Here is an 18,988-nt window from a genome sequence, read left to right as displayed (position 1 = left end):
GGGTTTTTGTAATGAAGCATTATTATCAAATAACTAGAAGGACGAAGATGATTATGTCAAACGATTCAACCTTTTATCGATCGTGTATTATTGAAGAGAGTTATGGTTACAAGGCGCAGGAGACGAAAGAAGTTTACACCGGATTAAAGCCACTGCAAATCATTTCTTTTAACTGTAAACTTTCAGGTTCCACTCTTAGCGGAAGGAAAGAAGTTGTTAAGGATATATTAAAATCCTCCAGTAAAATACCTATCCCAATCATCCCACAGCAAGGTATATATATCTTCCCAACTACATCTTCGAAAAATAAAAATTGCATTTGGTTATCGTATCGACACATAAAAAATTATGAAGAGTATAACAAAAACCAAACCATCGTCACCTTCATAGATGGCACTAGCAAAATCATACATACATCCAAAGCCATTTTCGACAAACAGTATAAACGCGCAAGCCAAGTTATCGTCTACTTTAACCGAAACACACTCTTCGGGAAAGGACCGAAATTGTGGTGAGATTTTTAGGAGTAGAAAGTCTGAGGTAGTTAAAATCGGTTATTATTGATTCTAGCTTGTTCTAGATTTAGGTTGATTACAATTTGCTCCGGAAGAATACGACGCTTTCTATGGGCACGGTCTTAGCTTCCTCGGAAAGCGGAGTGTATTTCCATAGAGAGCGAATGCGCAAAAACAAAAAAACTACAAAAAGAAACTTAAAAATAACGAAACCAATCACATACTAAAATCGTATAGCATATAGACAGGAAGAGGATAATTTGTCCTCTTTTTTTCTTTATCCAAATTACTGCATCAAAGTGGAAAGCGAGGAGTAAACGTGGGATAATAGGAAACGTTAAACAGATGTGCAGTTAGGGATACTTACATATAAAAATCGTTCTTTGCATGAAGGAATATATTTCGTAAAAAACTATATCTATCACATATTGGTAGGACGAATGCACGATAAAAGGAGAGGAGCTTTTTCGAATGAAGAAAAGATGGAGCTTAATCATGTTCATTATTTTGCTGACGACATTACTTGCCGCTTGTGCAGAGGAAGATGATACTTCGAGCGAAGAGGAAGAAGAAAGAGTGGTAACCGTAGAAGTTGCTGAGGTGGAAGAAAAAGATATGACCGTGGAGAGATCTGTTTTCGGACGTACAGCACCAAACAGTTCCACCCCAATCATGGTCCAAACACCCGGTGAAGTGGATGAACTGGAAGTAGAAGATGGGGAGCAAGTGGAAGAAGACGATATCCTTGTTAGACTTTCAACTCCTGCTGGAAAACAAAATATCCGTGCTTCTAAAGACGGAGAAATCATTAACTTACAGGTTAGTGAGGGGGACATGGCAAGTACGGAAGAGCCTATCGCTATGATTGCAGATTTGGATACGGTGAAAGTTCAATTTTCCGTAACAGCAGATGTTCGTTCATTGATTTCTCTGGAAGATACCGTGGATACAAGGATAGATGGTGAAGAATATGAAGCAACGATAACAAAAATAGATACATTGCCTGATGACACAGGATTATATCCAGTTGTGGCAACAGTAGAAAATGATGAGAATGAAATCATACCTGGTATGGTTAGTGAAGTTCTCATTCCAGAAGAAAAATATGAATCTGCCTTAATCGTACCTACCGCAGCAATCGTGGAGGAAAATGAGGAATCATTTGTTTACATCGTAAAGGATAATGCAGCAACCAAACAGGTAGTTACGATTTTAGAAACCCAATCAGATGTAACAGCTATCGAAGGTGAAATTCAAGAAGGAGATCAGGTTGTCACTTCTGGTCAAATCACATTAACTGATGGCATTCAGGTAGATGTTACGGGGGGCGAATAGAACTTGAAACTTGTAAATACATCCGTCAAACGTCCTGTTGGCGTCATCATGATAGTGCTGGCCATTTTAGCGCTCGGGATTATGTCCGTTCGAAATTTGGCAGTTGATCTTTTTCCGAAAATTGATTTACCCGTCGCAGTGGTCGCAACCAGTTACTCGGATGCAGCGCCAGAGGACATTGAAAATTTAATCTCCCGTCCCGTGGAATCCGCTGTGAGCACAGTAGAAGGGATTGATACCATTCAGTCTCAGTCACAATCTGGTGCTTCACTAGTTATTATGATGTTTAAAAATGGGACCGACTTGGACCAGGCGTTACTTGATGTCCGGGAAAAAGTGGATCAAGTAAAAGGCATGTTACCAGAAGAAGCGGGAGATCCAAGCATTTTACGTTTCAGCCCTGAAGCGATGCCTGTTATGTATGTTGGTGTAACAGGAAAAGACGCTGCCACCCTAACAGCCGTTGCAAACGACGAAATTGTTCCTTTCTTTGAAAGACAAGCGGGCGTTGCTTCTGTCACTGTTGAAGGTGGAAAAAATCGAGAAATTCAGCTGGAACTAGATCCGGCGAAGCTTCAGCAATATGGGGTTTCGTCACAAATGATCATGCAGGCATTAAATGAAACGAATCAGTCTGCAAGTGTTGGGACGGTCGATAAAGGAAATAAGGATCTGCAAATGCGCGTTTCTGGAGAGTTTGAGTCCCTTGATGATATTAGAGAAACCATTATCCAGACACAAGCAGGAGCAACAATTCATGTAGAAGATGTTGCAGAAGTGAAGGACACATTCCAGGAAGCGAGTTCTGCATCTCTGGTAAATGGCGAGGAATCCCTCGTTCTATCAATTATGAAACAGACCGATGCGAACACGGTGGAAGTGGCCTCAACCATTCGGGATAACCTGCAAAACATCCAATCAGAGCTTGGGGATATTGATTTAGAGGTACTGATTGATACGTCGGAATTTATTGAGATGTCGATTGATTCCGTGATGAAAAATATCATCATCGGTGGTATCATATCCGTCTTTATCTTGCTATTATTCCTAAGAAGTATTCGGGCAACTCTTGTTATCGGACTATCGATTCCAATTGCATTGATTACCACATTCGCTTTGATGTACTTTACGGGCGAAACATTGAACGTACTGACATTAGGCGGGTTAGCGTTGGGTATCGGGATGATGGTCGACAGTTCCATCGTTATTTTGGAAAATATTTATTCCTACCGAAAACGAGGAAACAGCTTATTTGATTCCGCAACAAAAGGTGCATCCGAACTTGCGCCAGCCGTTATTGCATCAACAACGACGACATTGGTTGTGTTCTTGCCAATGGTATTCGTGGAAGGAATGGCAGCAGAATTATTCATGCCACTTGGCTTAGCGGTTGTCTTTTCCTTAATTGCTTCCTTAATTGTTGCAATTACCCTTGTGCCAATGCTTTCCTCTAAATTACTTGCAAAAGCAATGGAAGACCACGGACGCCGTTACTGGTTTGACCGTTTCCTTGATTGGTTAAGAGATCGCTATACGAGCGTATTAAAAGCAGTAGTGAAATTTAGGAAAACAACCATTGCAGTAGTTATTGCTATAATTATCGGAAGTTTGGCGCTCATTCCAATGATTGGAGCAGAGTTCATTCCGGCATCTGATCAAGGGCAAGCGCAAATTTCGGTTGAGACAGAACCTGGAACGACGTTTGAATACACCTATGACATTGCCGAACAAGTGAACGAAGTATTAGTGGATTATGAAGATGTATTGGACGTTAGTTATGTGACAGTAAGTGGTTCTGACGGAAACGCGATGATGGGTGGAGGTTCAGGTGGAGCAACGTACACCTTACAGCTCATCCCAGCGACAGAACGAGATCGTTCAACAGATGAAATCGTTCAGGAAATGGATGAAAAGTTCCGTGAAATAGCGGGCGCGGAAATTACGGCCAGTTCGATGGGTGCCACCATGAGTATGGGTGACCCGATTCAAATTGCGTTAACCGGGCCAGAACATGACGTATTACAGGAATTATCGGAACAAGTCGTCGATGAAATTTCCACGGTAGAAGGAGTGTTTAATCCAACTTCCTCTGCATCAGAAGGTATTCCACAAATGGAAATTAACATTATTGAAGATAAAGCAGCTATGTACGGTTTGACGGAGTCAGGAATTACCGGCCAAATCCAAATGCAATTTAATGGCCAAACCGCAACAAGATATCGTGAAGCAGGGCGTGAGATGGATGTTGTCCTTACGTATCCTGATGATCAACAAGGTACCATAAGTGATGCGAAAAACTTGAAAATCCAAACAGCAAACGGAGCAACTATTCCATTAACAGAAGTTGCAACGTTTGAAGAGGTTCAAGGACCAGCAACACTAACAAGGGAAAATCAGCAACCACAAACCAATGTGACAAGTGCCATTGCAGAACGTGACTTGGCAAGTGTAGTAGCAGATGTGGAAACTCGATTGGAGGCGATGAACCTTCCTGAAGGATACAGCTATTCCATGGGTGGCCAGGCAGAAGACATGGCAGAATCATTTGGGCAATTAGCTTTAGCCCTTGTATTCTCGATTTTCCTAGTCTATGCAGTCATGGCGGTTCAGTTTGAAAACTTCCTGTTCCCATTCATTATCATGTTTGCATTACCAACAACCGTAATCGGCGTATTGGTCGGACTGTTTGTAACTGGATTACCACTAAGTATCCCAGGCTTTATCGGGATCATCATGCTCGCCGGTATAGTCGTGAATAACTCAATCGTACTAGTGGATTATATAAACATTCTCCGGCGCCGTGGCATGACCAGAAAACAAGCCATTATCGAAGCAGGACGAAACAGGCTGCGCCCAATCCTAATGACCACACTAACCACCGTATTAGCCATGGTTCCACTAGGACTCGCACTAGGCGAAGGAGCCGAAATGCAACAGCCATTAGCTGTAACCATCATCTTTGGATTGAGCGTATCAACCCTGTTTACACTGTTCTTTGTACCAGTTATTTATACCTTGTTTGATGATTTAACTGCAAAGGTAACTGGAAGAAGGAAACGGAAGAAGAAAAAAGAAGCGTAATGAAATGTGTGTAGAAAAAAGGCCAAATCTTAGGGATTTGGCCTTTTTTTGGTGGGAGTGGGGGTGTGATGTGGTGCGGGTCGGTTGATAGGAGGGTTGGGGCGGTTGATAGAAGGAGCGGGGCGGTTGATAGAAGGAGCGGGGCGGTTGATAGAAGGAGCGGGTCGGTTGATAGAAGGAGCGGGTCGGTTGATAGAAGGAGCGGGTCGGTTGATAGAAGGATTGAGGCGGTTGATAGAAGGAGTGAGTCGGTTGATAGGAGGGGTGAGTCGGTTGAAAGAAGGGTTGAGTCGGTTGATAGAAGGGATGAGTCGGTTGATAGAAGGGATGAGTCGGTTGATAGAAGGGATGAGGCGGTTGATAGAAAGGGTGAGTCGGTTGATAGAGGGAGCGAGGCGGTTGATAGAAGGAGTGAGGCGGTTGATAGAAGGGTTGAGGCGGTTGATAGGAGGAGCGGGGCGGTTGATAGAAGGGATGAGTCGGTTGATAGGAGGAGTGAGGCGGTTGATAGAAGGAGCGTGGCGGTTGATAGAAGGAGCGGGTCGGTTGATAGAAGGAGCGGGTCGGTTGATAGAAGGAGCGAGTCGGTTGATAGAAGGAGCGAGTCGGTTGATAGAAGGAGCGGGTCGGTTGATAGAAGGAGTGAGGCGGTTGATAGAAGGAGTGGGGCGGTTGATAGGATGGCTGAGTCGGTTGATAGAAGGATCAGGTCAGTCGATAGGAGGAAGAGATACCTCTAAATTTCATTGGATATCCTAGCTGTTTCTCAATTATTCTTCTATATTTTATAAAAAATAAAAGGAGTTTGTCATATTGTGTCGTATTTTATATATAGACTAAAGAAAAGGAGTGGTAGGTATGATGGAACATCCACGAAGTAAGTTTTTGGAATTACTTAGTCTAAAAGTTTTGGATATAAGGCTAAGGGCAGATCATCCTGAAAAGGAAAAAGTAAGATCAGATTTGAAAATTAAGTATGCAGAATTAAAAGGGGAAAGGGAGGTAGCATATACATTAGATTTTCTGGATAAAAGTAAATTTGTAGTAATGCACAATTTGCGGCTCCCCGATCATAACGGTCACTTTCAAATTGATACGCTAATTCTTACGGAGAAAGTTTTTCTTGTCGTAGAAGTGAAAAACTGGCAGGGAACCGTCATTTTTTCTGAAAATGGACAAGTAACAAGAATTCCACCAGATGGTAGTGAAGAAGGGTATAAAAATCCGGTTGACCAAGCAGAAACCCAGAGCTATCGCCTTCAACAATGGCTTCTCCAGCATAACCTCTCTGACATCCCGTTTGAGTATTTGGTTGTAATCAGCTTCCCAAAGACCATTATTAAACCATCTTCCCCAAATGTAACAATCCCACACGAAGTCATACACAATAGCAAATTAATCTTCAGAGTCCAGGAAATAGTATCCAAATATGATAAGCAGATTCGCAACATGGGTCAATTAAAAAGATTAGCCAAAACCCTTGCAGATGCCCATGTGCCGCCAAAAAATATCCTGTCAAAATATAATTTTACCGACAGTGACCTAATAAAAGGTGTGTTTTGTCCAGAATGTGGCACTGTTCTGATGACAAAAATCAATACAAAATGGCATTGTAAGCAATGTGAATACAGTTCTGATGAAGCTTATAAATATGCCCTACTTGATTATCGGCTGTTTTATGGTGACTGGATAACCAATAAAATTGCAAGGGAATTTTTGCTTATTGCCTCCCCAACTGTGGTACAAAGGATATTAAAAAAGGTATGTAAAACAGCGGAGGGGAAAAATAGGTGGAGAAGATACCAGTTGGATTATAGGAAACTGAAACTAGATACGAAACGGAAAGCATTAAAAGAGCGGGTGAGTAGATAGAGGGAGAGGAGTGATTGCGGGTCGGTCGATAGGAAGTTCAGGTCGGTTGATAGGAAGTTCAGGTCGGTTGATAGGAAGTTCAGGTCGGTTGATAGGAAGTTCAGGTCGGTTGATAGGGATCTCAAGTCGGTTGATAGGGAACTCGAGTCGGTTGATAGGGGACTCGAGTCGGTTGATAAGGATCTCAAGTCGGTTGATAAGGATCTCAAGTCGGTTGATAGGGAACTCAAGTCGGTTGATAGGGAACTCGAGTCGGTTGATAGGGAACTCGAGTCGGTTGATAGGGAACTCAAGTCGGTTGATAGGAGTCTCGGGTCGGTTGATAGGGAACTCAAGTCGGTTGATAGGAGTCTCGGGTCGGTTGATAGGAAGTTCAGGTCGGTTGATAGGAAGTTCAGGTCAGTTGATAGGGAGTTCAAGTCGGTTGATAGGGAACTCAAGTCGGTTGATAGGGAGTTCAAGTCGGTTGATAGGGATCTCAAGTCGGTTGATATGGAACTCGAGTCGGTTGATAGGGAACTCGAGTCGGTTGATAGGGATCTCAAGTCGATTGATAGGGAGTCCAAGTCAATCGATAGAAACCCCAGGAGCTCGATACAATACAAAACCCAAACCAGTTAACAAACCCACAAAAACACCACACGCCCCAAAGCGTGTGGTGCTCATCACATCATTTTATTAAACGTCCCACCAATGGTTTCCGTCTCGTTCTAATAGTTCATCGGCTTCTTTTGGTCCCATGGATCCTGATTTGTAATTTGGGAAGTTAGGTTGTTGCTCTGCCCATGTTTCTAGGATTGGGTCTACGAATTCCCAGGAGAGGGCTACTTCATCCCAGTGTGTGAAGTTGGTTGCGTCGCCGATGGTGCAGTCATACAATAATTTTTCGTATGCTTCTGGAGTGTTGATTCCTGGTACGTCATTATTATTCAATGATAGTTGAACTGGTTCTGCTAAGGAACCGGCTCCGGCTTTGTTGGCGTTAATCGACAGCGTGATACCTTCGTCTGGCTGGATTTTAATGCTCAACAGATTTGGATGTCTTTCTTTTTCCGATTTATAGTATAGGTTCATTGGCAAGTCTTTAAATTGAATGGTGATGTCGATGGTCTTTTTAGCCATTCGCTTACCGGTTCGGACATAAATTGGAACGCCAGCCCAGCGGTAGTTGTCGATGACGAGTTTGCCGGCTACGTAGGTTTCTGTGGTAGAATTGGCAAGCTGCTCATCTTCTTCACGGTAACTTGGAAGGGCTTCTCCATTCATTTCGCCTGAATCATATTGTCCTCGGACAAAGTATTTATCGATTTTTTCTGAATCGATTTTACGTAAGGCGCGGAGTACTTTGATTTTTTCCGAACGGATTTCATCGGTTGTTAACTTAATTGGTGGCTCCATTAAGAGCAGTGCAACCATTTGTAGGATATGGTTTTGCAGCATATCTCTGACAGCGCCGGATTCATCATAGTAGCGTGCGCGCTCTTCCACGCCGAGTGTTTCGCTAGCTGTGATTTGGATGTTGGAGATATATTGGTTGTTCCACAAATGCTCGAAAATCCCGTTGGCAAAACGGATAACCTCAATATTTTGTACCATTTCTTTTCCTAAATAATGGTCAATACGATAAATTTGGTCTTCATCAAACGCCTCTCGAATTTCATTGTTCAGTTCTTTTGCGGAACTTAAATTGGTTCCGAATGGTTTTTCAATGATTAAGCGTGTCCAGCCGCTGGATTCTTTTAATCCGTATTCTTTCAGTTTTTTTGCGATTAAACCAAAGAAATTAGGAGCCATGGCCAAGTAGAAGAGACGGTTTCCTTCTGTCTGATACTTATCTTCCAGATCTATCATTAATTTATTTAATCCATCATAGGTAGAGTCATCGGTTACATCAAAGGAATTATAGTAGAAATGGGAGGTGAACTCGCGTAAATCCTCGTCTGCAGAAGAGAAAGAAGCCTGTTTAATTGATTGTTCTACATTCTCTCTTAATATCTCATCTGTCCAAGGACGGCGTGCTAGTCCAACTACAGCAAAATTCTCACTTAATTTTCCTTTTTTATACAAGTTATAGATGGAAGGGAACAATTTTCGCTTAGCCAAATCTCCTGTTGCCCCGAATATTACAATTGTAGCTTTAGGTTGTCGTTTTTCACTCATTTCAGATCCCCTCACTTAATAAAATATATATCTTCTATAATATAGAAAACAGAATTTTATATCAAATGTTGTGGGTTCGAAGACGGTAAAAAGTTTATTTTGAATATTATAGAGCTTTTTTCCAGCCTACTTCCTCACAAAAACTTTCTTCACAATTTGGTTTACTACTTCCGAAAACATCAGTCCGATTGCAATTCCACCGGCAAGCAGCATCGCTTGAGCGGATAATTGCACGGCTAAATCATAGTTATTTTCCACGAATTGCCGCATGGCATTGTAGGCGATTCCACCCGGGACAAGGGGGATGATGCCGGAAACGGTGTAGATGATAATGGGAGTTTTCCACACTTTTGCGCTAATGTAGCTCAATATAGAAACGAGCATGGCTCCGAAAAGTGTTGCCGGAACAACATCGACACCTTGATCAACCAATAGATAATACAAAATCCAGCCAAACATGCCGACGAGTCCACTTTGAATGATGGCGTTCTTTGGGATATTAAAAATGATTCCGAAGCCTGCGGATGCGATGAAACTGGTAACAAGCTGCGCAACAATAGTCATAGGCAGAAAACCTCCTTAAAGAAACGTGTAAATAATCGCGACCCCAGCCCCGATGGCAAATGCCGTTAGCAGCGCTTCAATCCCTTTAGAAACACCGGCTATCAAGTGACCAGCCAACAAATCACGAACCGCATTTGTAATTAAGAGTCCGGGAACAAGTGGCATCACCGCACCAATAATGACAAGGTCCAGCGAATCTCCGAAGCCATAGCTAATAAACAATAAAGATGATAAACCAATGAAAAAGGCTCCGAAAAACTCAGCTAAAAAGCGAATTTCCAAAAACCGTTCAAATCCAAGCATGCCAGTAAACCCAATACCACCAGCAATGACGGCGGGGAGAAAGTCATTCCAAGTACCACCGAACATAATAGAAAAGCAACCACTGACAAGGGCGGAAGCAAAAATCTGCAGCCAAGCAGGATAATGCTTGTCATTTTCCACGTTTTTCAATAAAGTGTACGCATTCCCTAAATCTAAATCTCCAGCAGTGATTCTCCGCGAAATGCTATTCACTTCTGCGATTTTATGTAAATCTGCGGTAGACCTTTTGGTAATCCTTAGGAACTTCGTCTCGGATGCAAAATCAACAGAAAAGTTAATCGCAGTAGGCGTGGCATAGCTCTGAGCATCCGGCGCCCCAAATGCATCCGCAATCCGACTCATCGTGTCCTCTACCCGATAAGTTTCCGCACCACTAACAAGCATAATTTTCCCTGCCAGCATACAAACCTTCTCAATCATCGCCTGTTCCATCAAACCTCGCCTGCCAATCCATGTCGTAATCTTCCTATATTATAAAGGCTGTGAAGGTGGAAAGAAAGCGTAAATATGCATAGCTTGGGTAGTGTGCGGAATGGAGGAGAACTGATTTGGAGGTGGGATGGAAATATATCTACGGGGAATGTCATATATCAACGAGAGTAGTGCGTATATCTACGAACAGAAGCAGGATATCGACAAGAGCAGAATATATCAACGGAGAAAGCTGATATATCAACAAAGAGAGGTAGGAAATCAACGAAAGAGGTGCATATATATACGAAAAGAGGCAGGATATCGACAATGGCAGAGGATATCAACGGAAAAAGCGGTTATATCTACAATAAAGATAGGAAATCAAAGAATACCAAGCATATATCAACACGAAACAACCAAATATCTACACACTCACACTACGCACAAAAAAAGCCTTTACTTCAACTAAGCAAAGGCTCTAAACTATTAAGGTACCATCAAAAACAGCATGACAAGTGCAATAATCGGAATTGCATTAACCAAGCCCATTCCCATGAATCCAAATGTGCGGATCATTGGTTTGTGTTCTGGCTCGACGTCGAGTCTTGACTGTGTGAAAACATAGAAAATAGAAAAGACCATGAGTGCTATAACGATAACCATTGGGACGAATAGCTCATCAATGGATGAGACGGTTTCCATGTTGATGAATCCATAAATAATAAGTAAGATTGGAATGGATTCACTAATAGCAACCCCGATAAATAATTTGGTTTGAATTTTTTCCAGATTGTCTGGATTCTCTTTTAATTGCGAGACACTTCTTTTGAAAACTGCCAAAATCCCGATTACGGCAATGACAGCGGCTAAAACTGGTATGTATTGCATTTTCCCAACCCCTTTCCTGTGAATAATATATCATAGGAAATGACTGGAAGGAATAGTACTTTCACAATTTCTGTGTGCAGAGTTTTCTAATAAGCATCTTTTCTGAAAGGTTGTTACTAATTAACATGACTTTACGTTACATTTTACATAGAGTTCTAATATCTTTAATTCAGAATACTGCTCTGTCCCCGCTGCGGAAATACACTCCGCTTTTCGCCGGGAGCTGGTGAGCCTCCTTCGTGCTCATGCACTCAGTAGTCTCACCGATGCTCTTCTTCCCGCAGGACAAGGAACGCTTCGACAGCGAAACACAGCAAATAGAAAAAGTGGTTTTATTTTTTCAAGGAGTCTCCCGTGTATTTTCTTCGCTAATTTAGTGCTTTTTAACTTCCTAGCATGTTAAAGGATCTATTGAAATATCCCCGCTATTAAGCAGGTTGATTGGAGCGGAGGGCAGTCGACTCCTGCGGGAATAGCACGTGTCTGAAGACCCCGCAGGAAGTGGTTTTCTTCCGAGGAGGCTGAAGCCGTGCCCGCGGAAAGCGACTGACCGGAGCGGAAATCAACAATGCACTATATTAGACATTTACTTTTAATTCAATAAATTAACAATTCCCATCAACCGCACAACCTCAACAAGCAACAAACAATACGAATGACCCTTTAATAAAATGTATTAAAAGTAGTTCGCTTTGGTAAGCTATCTACTTTTTCGCTATAATTTAGTAGAATAAGGTAAAGACTAAGACCAAGACATACCAACATTAGGAGAATATTATGTTCAACTATGTCGATTTAATCATCGCGTTTTTTATCGCTTTTTTTGCAACGTTAGTATTTACATATCCTGTAAAAAAATTGGCAATGCGAATTGGAGCGGTGGATTTTCCGAATCATCGTAAAATACATAAAATCGTTACACCCAGGCTTGGTGGACTGGCCATTTTTATCGGGGCTTTTTTGGGTGCGTTGTATTTGCAGCCATACCATGAACATTTGCCTGAAATCTTATTAGGTGCCATTGTGATTCTTATTACGGGCGCTTTGGATGATAAATACAGTATACGTCCTGCTGCAAAATTGACGGGTCAGCTTATTGCTGCCTCTTTTCTCGTGAATTCCGGATTGATCATTGAGCGAATCACCATTCCACTAATTGGGATGGTAGATCTGGGGTTTTTCAGTGTACTTATTACAGTGCTGTGGGTGGTTGGAATTACCAATGCCATTAACCTGATTGATGGGCTGGATGGACTGGCTACTGGTGTGACAAGCATTGCTCTGATTAGCATTTTTATCATGTCCATTATGGATACACAGGTCATTGTTGCTTTTCTTTCCATTGCATTGATCGGGGCAAATATGGGCTTTTTATTTCATAATTTTTACCCGGCAAAAATTTATATGGGGGATAGTGGATCGAATTTCCTTGGCTACATGATTGCTGTTGTATCAATTCTTGGCCTGTTTAAGGAAATTGCCTTCTTTAGTTTTATCATTCCGTTAATTGTGCTTGCGGTGCCTATTTTTGATACGTTATTTGCGATTGTTCGGCGGGCGTGGAATAAGGAAAAAATCATGCAACCGGATAATAAGCATGTGCATTACCGACTGATTGAAGCAGGGTATTCCCATCGACAGACCGTCCTGATTATATATGGTTTTAGTGCCTTGTTTGGTGCCTTAGCCATTATCTTTTCCAATGTTGGTTTATCCGCATTAATCATTGTGACGGTCTTTGTGTTAATTGTCCTGCATCTTTTTGCAGAAGTGGCAGGCATTGTGTTAGGTGGGAAGAAGCCAGTGATTGATACGTTTAAAAAAGGGTTTCGGAAGATGAGAAGAGAAAGAAGTTAAGAAGAAGGACGCGGTACAGGATCAATGAGAAATTTTGGATTAGGTACCGCTCTTCACCTACCAGCCTACATCCTTTTTAATCAACAAAAAGGCTATTCTTAAAATGACATAATCGTTGAGGATTCTTGGATTGTATTCCGTAAGTTTGGCTAGTTTGTTTAGTTTGTATTGAAGCGTGTTTTTATGAATAAATAATTCTTCTGCAGTTTTGTTAATGCTGCCATTATTCTTTCCATAAACTTCTATCATCTGACCGTACTCTCTTAATTCTTTTGGACATAAATTGGATAGGACTTTATCCACATAATATTGTTTGCTGGTAGTAGATACCCTGTTTAGAATAAGTCCTATATCAAGATCTTTAAAATAATTGATACGTTGATTATTTGTTGAATTAGCCCAGTTGATAGCCGATTTGGCTTGCTGATAAGACTGTTTTATCGATCTTGTATGAATGGTGGAACTGCCTATTCCAAAGCTTAATTCAATACCCAGATTTTCTTTAGTTTCTTTTGTAATATGATTTAATGTCCGTTCCATATCGTTTTCAAAACGATGGTCGAGGATAAGGATAATCTCATCACCTTTTATGGTGAAGAAGTTTTCCTGATTAAATAGCACATATTTTTCAAAGATTGAATTCAACCTATCTACTAGATGATGACTAGATTGAACTTTTTTCACAAACTTACCAATAATAATAATCCTTGGCTTGTTTAAGTCAACTTCGAAAAGTTTGTTAATATTTGTTTTGCTTTGTTCAGATTCTGGTTGAAATAATAAATAGTCGACAATCATTCGGTTATTTTCTCTACGTTGGATAGTTAGATTCTTTAACCATGCATCTTTAACTAGAATCTCGGTCATTTTTTTAATGATTTGACCAAACTTAGTCACTTCTTCTTTTTCTCCTGTTATACCAATTACTCCGACGATGTTATTTTCAAAGTAGATAGGTATATTGATGCCCTTTCTCGCACCTTTAAATTGTTCATCTCTTTCAATAATTAAATCCATTTTGGTAGCTAATACTTTCCTCGCACCTTCATGGTCTGTATTAATTCTTTCTATGTTGGTACTGGCTATTACAATTCCTCTTGTATCAATAAAATTTAAATCCTGATTAATAATTCCCTTCATGTCGGTGACGATTTCTTGAGCTAGTGTTGGCGATACCTCCATGATAACACCCTTTCTTCACATGATTGGTTTTGTTATAGGTACTAAATAATTGTAATCTATCAGTTTGTGAAAAATGTTACATGTAATATAGATTAATAGTAATAAAAGTATAAAATAGAATTAGAAACCGATTACAAGAAAGTTAAGTGGTAAACGGTTTCAATAATCGTTACTAGTTTTATTTTAAGCTATTTTGTCGAATCAGGCAAAATTAATCTGCTAATTTTAGAAAGGGGAAAGATAAAATGAAAGTCGGATTTATTGGATTAGGAATTATGGGGAAACCAATGTCAAAAAATGTGATAAAAGCTGGTTATGAATTAACCGTTTTTGACTTCAACCAATCATCTATTGAAGAATTAGGAGAGTTAGGTGCCAACCAGGCTGCTAGTGGCAAAGAAGTGGCTGAACAATCAGATGTTGTTATTACCATGTTACCAAATTCACCACACGTGAAATCGGCAATATTTGCAGAAAATGGTCTAGCAGAAGGTTTGACAGAAGGAAAGACAGTCATTGATATGAGTTCTATTTCACCAGTTGCCAGCCAGGAATTTGCTAAGGAGTTGGAACAATCAGGTGTTGAATTTCTTGATGCACCAGTATCTGGTGGGGAACCTGGAGCAATAGAAGGTACCATTGCAGTTATGGTCGGTGGGAAGAAAGAGGAATTTGATAAATACTATGATTTACTCATGACTATGGCAGGTTCTGTAACTTATGTTGGTGAAGTTGGAGCTGGAAATATTACGAAATTAGCAAACCAAATGATTGTAGCAGTTAATATTGCAGCAGTAAGTGAAGCGTTCACATTATCAAAAAAAGCAGGTGTGGATCCAAATCTAGTATTTGAAGCAATTAAAGGTGGCTTAGCAGGAAGTAATGTGATGAATGCAAAGGCTCCAATGATGTTATCTAGAAATTTTGAGCCAGGATTCCGTATTGAACTGCATATCAAAGATTTACAAAATGCGTTAGATACATCACATTCAATCAATACATCCCTACCATTGACTTCTCAAGTAATGGAAATGATGCAAGCTCTTAAAATAGATGGCCATGAAAAAGATGACCATGCAAGTTTAGCTAAATATTATGAAAAAATAAACAATCTAATAATTGAATAAATAGTTATCCAATATCATGTTTAATAGTTCACAAAATGGAAATTGATTGCCGGTTACCTGTCAGTAATCCCCACTTTTTAAATAAAAATGACAAGTGGGGGACAGGCCAGGCAACAAGTAATGGGAATATTTGATATAGAAATTTATTAAAACTATTTTACCTTAGAAAGGAACGAGAAAAATGATTCCAAAGATAACAGAAATGAAGGTATATCCAGTAGCGGGTTATGATAGCATGTTATTAAATTTAAGTGGAGCCCACGGTCCGTATTTTACAAGGAATATTATTATCCTAAAAGCAGACAATGGGGAAACCGGTGTTGGAGAAGTACCAGGTGGAGAAAAAATCACAAAAACCCTTGAAGAAGCAAAAAGCTTAGTTATAGGCAGGTCCGTTGGAGACTATAAAAATATTTTAAAAAGTGTTCAAGATAATTTTAAACATTTAGATGCAGGTGGAAGAGGATTACAAACCTTTGATTTGCGAACGACTGTCCATGCAATGACTGCTATTGAAGCTGCATTACTTGATTTACTTGGAAAATTCTTTGAACTTCCAGTAGCGGCATTACTTGGTGATGGGCAACAACGGGAACAAGTGAAAATGCTAGGCTATTTATTCTATGTAGGGGATAAGGATAAAACAGATCTGCCTTATCTTTCAGATGACGATGATAGCGATGATTGGGGTAAATTGAGACGAAAAGAAGCATTGACTCCAGAAGCGGTGGTTGCATTAGCAAAAGCTGCCCATAAGCGCTATGGCTTTGAAGACTTTAAGCTTAAAGGTGGCGTTTTAGACGGAAAGGAAGAAGTTAAGGCAATTAAAGCTTTGCATGAAGCATTCCCAGAAGCTCGTATCACAGTGGATCCAAATGGAGCATGGTCATTAAATGAAGCGGTTAGTTTGCTAAAAGACATGCATGGTGTTTTAGCATATGCAGAAGATCCATGTGGAGCTGAAGGAGGTTATTCTGGAAGAGAGATTTTATCCGAATTTAGAAAAGCAACCGGTTTACCAACTGCAACGAATATGATTGCAACAGATTGGAGACAAATGCAGCACGCAGTTGCTCTTCAAAGTGTATCGATTCCATTGGCAGATCCACATTTCTGGACAATGCAAGGCTCTGTTCGAGTGGCGCAGTTATGTAATGATTTTGGTTTAACATGGGGCTCTCATTCCAATAACCATTTCGATATTTCTCTAGCTATGTTCAGTCATACTGCAGCAGCAGCACCTGGCGAAATTACGGCCATTGACAGTCATTGGATTTGGCAAGATGGACAACATTTAACGAAACAACCATATCAAATTAAAAATGGGGAAATTACCGTTTCTAAAGACATCCATGGTTTAGGTGTAGAATTGGATATGGAACGGGTCGAAGATGCACATAAACTATATGTAGATAATAATTTAGGTGCTCGCGATGACGCTCTAGCTATGCAATATCTAATACCAGGATGGACTTTCGATAATAAAAAACCTGCCCTGGTAAGATAATGTACCAAGAAGAATGACGCAGAGGAGATTCTAATGATGAATATAGATAAAATCAAAGGTATTATTGTTCCTATTATTACGCCTGTTGACGAAAATGAACATATTGATGAAGTAAAATTACGATTTATGGTGGACCATGTCATTGAAAATGGAGTTCACGGAATCTTAGCATTTGGCAGTAATGGGGAATTTTACATGTTTGATGATGAGGAATTAGAGAATGCATTTGAAATTATTATGGATCAGACGAATGGACGTGTCCCTGTATACTTCGGTATTGGCGCTATTCGTACCAGGAAAGCCATTCAATTAGCTAAAATGGCGGAAGCTCACGGAGCATTCGGAGTTTCTATCTTACAACCAATGTTTGTCAAACCAACGTATGAGGAGTTATATGATCATTTTAAGGCAGTAAGTGAAGCAATCCCAAATACACCAGTATTGCTTTATAATAACCCTGGAAAAACAGGTTACACCATGACAGCTAATCTGGTGGATCAATTAGCGCATAATCTCCCGAATATTGTTGGTATGAAAGATTCAAGTGGTGACTTTTCTCTATTAAGTGAGTATATTCGTCGTACAAGAGATATAGAATTTAACGTATTAGCTGGGAAAGATACGCTTATTTTCCCTGGATTATGCATGGGCGCGACAGGAGCTGTTTGTTCCACAGCAAATATGTTTGGGCCACTTGTCACATCTATCTATAACAAATATGTACAAGGAGATGTGCAAGGAGCACTCGAAGCACAATTCACGTTGAATCCTATCCGTATCTCTCAAGATAATGCGAGCTTTCCTGCTGCTACCAAGGATATGTCCAATTTGTTAGGGTTAGATGTAGGAAACCCGGTATTACCTATTAAAAGCTCACAGGGTGAGGTTTTAGAAAATATGAAAAATAAAATTGAAGAATCAGAGTTGCTTAGTCGATAAGTTATGATTCATCCCCATAAAACGGTGACATAGAGGTGAGAATATGGAAAATACACGGATTATCATAGCTTGTGACTCATTTAAAGGAAGCGCAACGACTATTGAAGTGGGAAATTACATTGAACAGGGAATCAAGAAAGTAGACAAAAACGTAGATGTTGTGAAATTTCCCATTGGAGATGGTGGGGAAGGAACCGTTGATAGCCTAGTGATAGGCTGTAATGGCGAATATCAGTATGCGGAAGTTGTAGGACCTAGAGGGAAACGGTTAAATGCAAAATTCGGCATGATCGAAGGAAATACAGCAGTGATCGAGATGGCAGAAGCATCTGGGTTGCAGCTTATTGAAGATAAGGAACGGAATCCTTTTGAGGCAACGACATATGGTACAGGTGAACTAATTAAAGTTGCTCTCGACCATGGTGCTAGGAAAATTTACATCGGACTTGGCGGAAGTGCTACCAATGATGGTGGTATTGGTATGGCACAAGCTTTAGGAGTATCTTTTAAAGATAAAGACGGCCAAGAAGTAGGATATGGTGCAAACGGCGTCCGTAACATTGCTACGATTGATACAACGAATATAGATAAGAGACTCGCAAGCGTTCCAATCATCGCGCTATCAGATGTGACGAACCCTCTTTGTGGTAAGAATGGAGCATCCTATATTTATGGGCCACAAAAAGGCGCATCTGAAGAAGATGTGAAGGTTCTGGACGAGATTTTATTTCACTATGGCATGCTCATTAAAGAGCAATTGAAATTAGATATAGCAGAGAATGTTGGAGCAGGTGCTGCAGGTGGCTTAGGTGCTGGATTAATGGCATTTTGTAACGTGAAATTAGAAAATGGCATTACCAAAATCTTGGAACTGATTAAGTTGGAAGACCAATTAAAGGATGCGGATTTAGTTATTACGGGTGAAGGAAAAATGGATAGCCAATCCCTCTATGGGAAAGCGCCAATCGGTGTAGCGACTCTGGCAAAACGTAAGGATGTTCCAGTTATTGCGATTGTAGGAAGTGCTGATTATGATTTGCATGAAGTGTACAAACACGGAATTGACTTCATTCTAGATACGGTTATTAAACCAATGCCATTAGTGGAAGCGATTTCAAATGTAGAGAAACTATTAAATATTGCAGGAGAGTCGGCATATCGAGCATTTAAATTAAATACAAAGTAGCTTTAATGCTCAATGATTATAAAAAGACAATCCAGAG

16 protein-coding genes are annotated in these 18,988 nt (G+C 40.4%); 11 read left to right on the top strand and 5 right to left on the bottom strand.

What is annotated here, in order from left to right; all coding sequences use genetic code 11:
- Positions 1–11: 11 nt before the first annotated feature.
- From D8M06_RS08210 to D8M06_RS19690, 6 genes are all read left to right on the top strand, one after another.
- Entirely contained in the window at positions 12–515 is a 504-nt protein-coding gene (locus D8M06_RS08210; protein ID WP_121203912.1) for a competence protein ComK, read from the top strand.
- A 471-nt stretch (positions 516–986) separates the two neighbouring features.
- A complete protein-coding gene (locus D8M06_RS08205; RefSeq protein WP_121203911.1) occupies positions 987–1,850 on the top strand; it encodes an efflux RND transporter periplasmic adaptor subunit in 864 nt (287 codons plus the stop codon).
- A gap of 3 nt (positions 1,851–1,853) precedes the next feature.
- The gene (locus tag D8M06_RS08200) at positions 1,854–4,931 is read left to right on the top strand and encodes an efflux RND transporter permease subunit (protein WP_121203910.1); all 3,078 of its coding nucleotides are present in this window, start codon (positions 1,854–1,856) and stop codon (positions 4,929–4,931) included.
- A gap of 84 nt (positions 4,932–5,015) precedes the next feature.
- Positions 5,016–5,690, top strand: a complete 675-nt coding sequence (locus D8M06_RS08195) for a phage tail family protein (RefSeq protein WP_147404960.1) — start codon at positions 5,016–5,018, stop codon at positions 5,688–5,690.
- Positions 5,691–5,789: 99 nt separating this feature from the next.
- Complete coding sequence (locus tag D8M06_RS08190) at positions 5,790–6,803, top strand: NERD domain-containing protein (RefSeq protein ID WP_121203908.1); 1,014 nt, start codon at positions 5,790–5,792, stop codon at positions 6,801–6,803.
- Between the two features lie 10 nt (positions 6,804–6,813).
- Positions 6,814–7,485, top strand: a complete 672-nt coding sequence (locus D8M06_RS19690) for a hypothetical protein (protein WP_147404959.1) — start codon at positions 6,814–6,816, stop codon at positions 7,483–7,485.
- Here D8M06_RS19690 and zwf read toward each other — a convergent pair.
- The 4 genes from zwf to D8M06_RS08165 all read right to left on the bottom strand — a co-directional run bounded on the left by zwf (position 7,482) and on the right by D8M06_RS08165 (position 11,153).
- Positions 7,482–8,963 carry a glucose-6-phosphate dehydrogenase gene (gene zwf, locus D8M06_RS08185; protein ID WP_121203907.1) on the bottom strand — a complete coding sequence of 494 codons (1,482 nt, stop codon included), beginning with the start codon at positions 8,961–8,963 and terminating at the stop codon, positions 7,482–7,484. The two genes, D8M06_RS19690 and zwf, sit on opposite strands and share 4 nt — an antisense overlap.
- A gap of 126 nt (positions 8,964–9,089) precedes the next feature.
- Complete coding sequence (locus D8M06_RS08180) at positions 9,090–9,527, bottom strand: threonine/serine exporter family protein (RefSeq protein WP_121203906.1); 438 nt, start codon at positions 9,525–9,527, stop codon at positions 9,090–9,092.
- A gap of 15 nt (positions 9,528–9,542) precedes the next feature.
- The gene (locus D8M06_RS08175) at positions 9,543–10,253 is read right to left on the bottom strand and encodes a threonine/serine exporter family protein (protein WP_241558906.1); all 711 of its coding nucleotides are present in this window, start codon (positions 10,251–10,253) and stop codon (positions 9,543–9,545) included.
- 498 nt (positions 10,254–10,751) lie between these two features.
- On the bottom strand, positions 10,752–11,153 hold the full coding sequence (locus D8M06_RS08165) for an ATP synthase subunit c family protein (RefSeq protein ID WP_121203903.1): 402 nt from the start codon (positions 11,151–11,153) through the stop codon (positions 10,752–10,754).
- 777 nt (positions 11,154–11,930) lie between these two features.
- Here D8M06_RS08165 and D8M06_RS08160 point away from each other — a divergent pair.
- Positions 11,931–13,010 (top strand): MraY family glycosyltransferase, encoded by a 1,080-nt coding sequence (locus D8M06_RS08160; protein ID WP_121203902.1) that lies wholly within the window; start codon positions 11,931–11,933, stop codon positions 13,008–13,010.
- A gap of 57 nt (positions 13,011–13,067) precedes the next feature.
- Here D8M06_RS08160 and D8M06_RS08155 read toward each other — a convergent pair whose 3' ends face one another.
- Positions 13,068–14,192, bottom strand: coding sequence for a CdaR family transcriptional regulator (locus D8M06_RS08155; protein ID WP_121203901.1), 1,125 nt, complete (start codon positions 14,190–14,192; stop codon positions 13,068–13,070).
- Positions 14,193–14,437: 245 nt separating this feature from the next.
- Between D8M06_RS08155 and garR the strand changes: the two genes are divergently transcribed.
- From garR to D8M06_RS08135, 4 genes are all read left to right on the top strand, one after another.
- Positions 14,438–15,319 carry a 2-hydroxy-3-oxopropionate reductase gene (gene garR, locus D8M06_RS08150; RefSeq protein WP_121203900.1) on the top strand — a complete coding sequence of 294 codons (882 nt, stop codon included), beginning with the start codon at positions 14,438–14,440 and terminating at the stop codon, positions 15,317–15,319.
- Positions 15,320–15,500: 181 nt separating this feature from the next.
- Positions 15,501–16,826 carry an enolase C-terminal domain-like protein gene (locus D8M06_RS08145; RefSeq protein WP_121203899.1) on the top strand — a complete coding sequence of 442 codons (1,326 nt, stop codon included), beginning with the start codon at positions 15,501–15,503 and terminating at the stop codon, positions 16,824–16,826.
- Between the two features lie 36 nt (positions 16,827–16,862).
- The gene (locus tag D8M06_RS08140) at positions 16,863–17,765 is read left to right on the top strand and encodes a dihydrodipicolinate synthase family protein (protein ID WP_121203898.1); all 903 of its coding nucleotides are present in this window, start codon (positions 16,863–16,865) and stop codon (positions 17,763–17,765) included.
- A 43-nt stretch (positions 17,766–17,808) separates the two neighbouring features.
- Positions 17,809–18,951, top strand: a complete 1,143-nt coding sequence (locus tag D8M06_RS08135) for a glycerate kinase (protein WP_121203897.1) — start codon at positions 17,809–17,811, stop codon at positions 18,949–18,951.
- Positions 18,952–18,988 lie beyond the last annotated feature (37 nt).

Origin of the sequence: Oceanobacillus halophilus (assembly GCF_003628505.1) — a bacterium.
Classification (GTDB): domain Bacteria; phylum Bacillota; class Bacilli; order Bacillales; family Amphibacillaceae; genus Oceanobacillus; species Oceanobacillus halophilus.
This window is presented reverse-complemented; position numbering and strand designations above follow the sequence as displayed.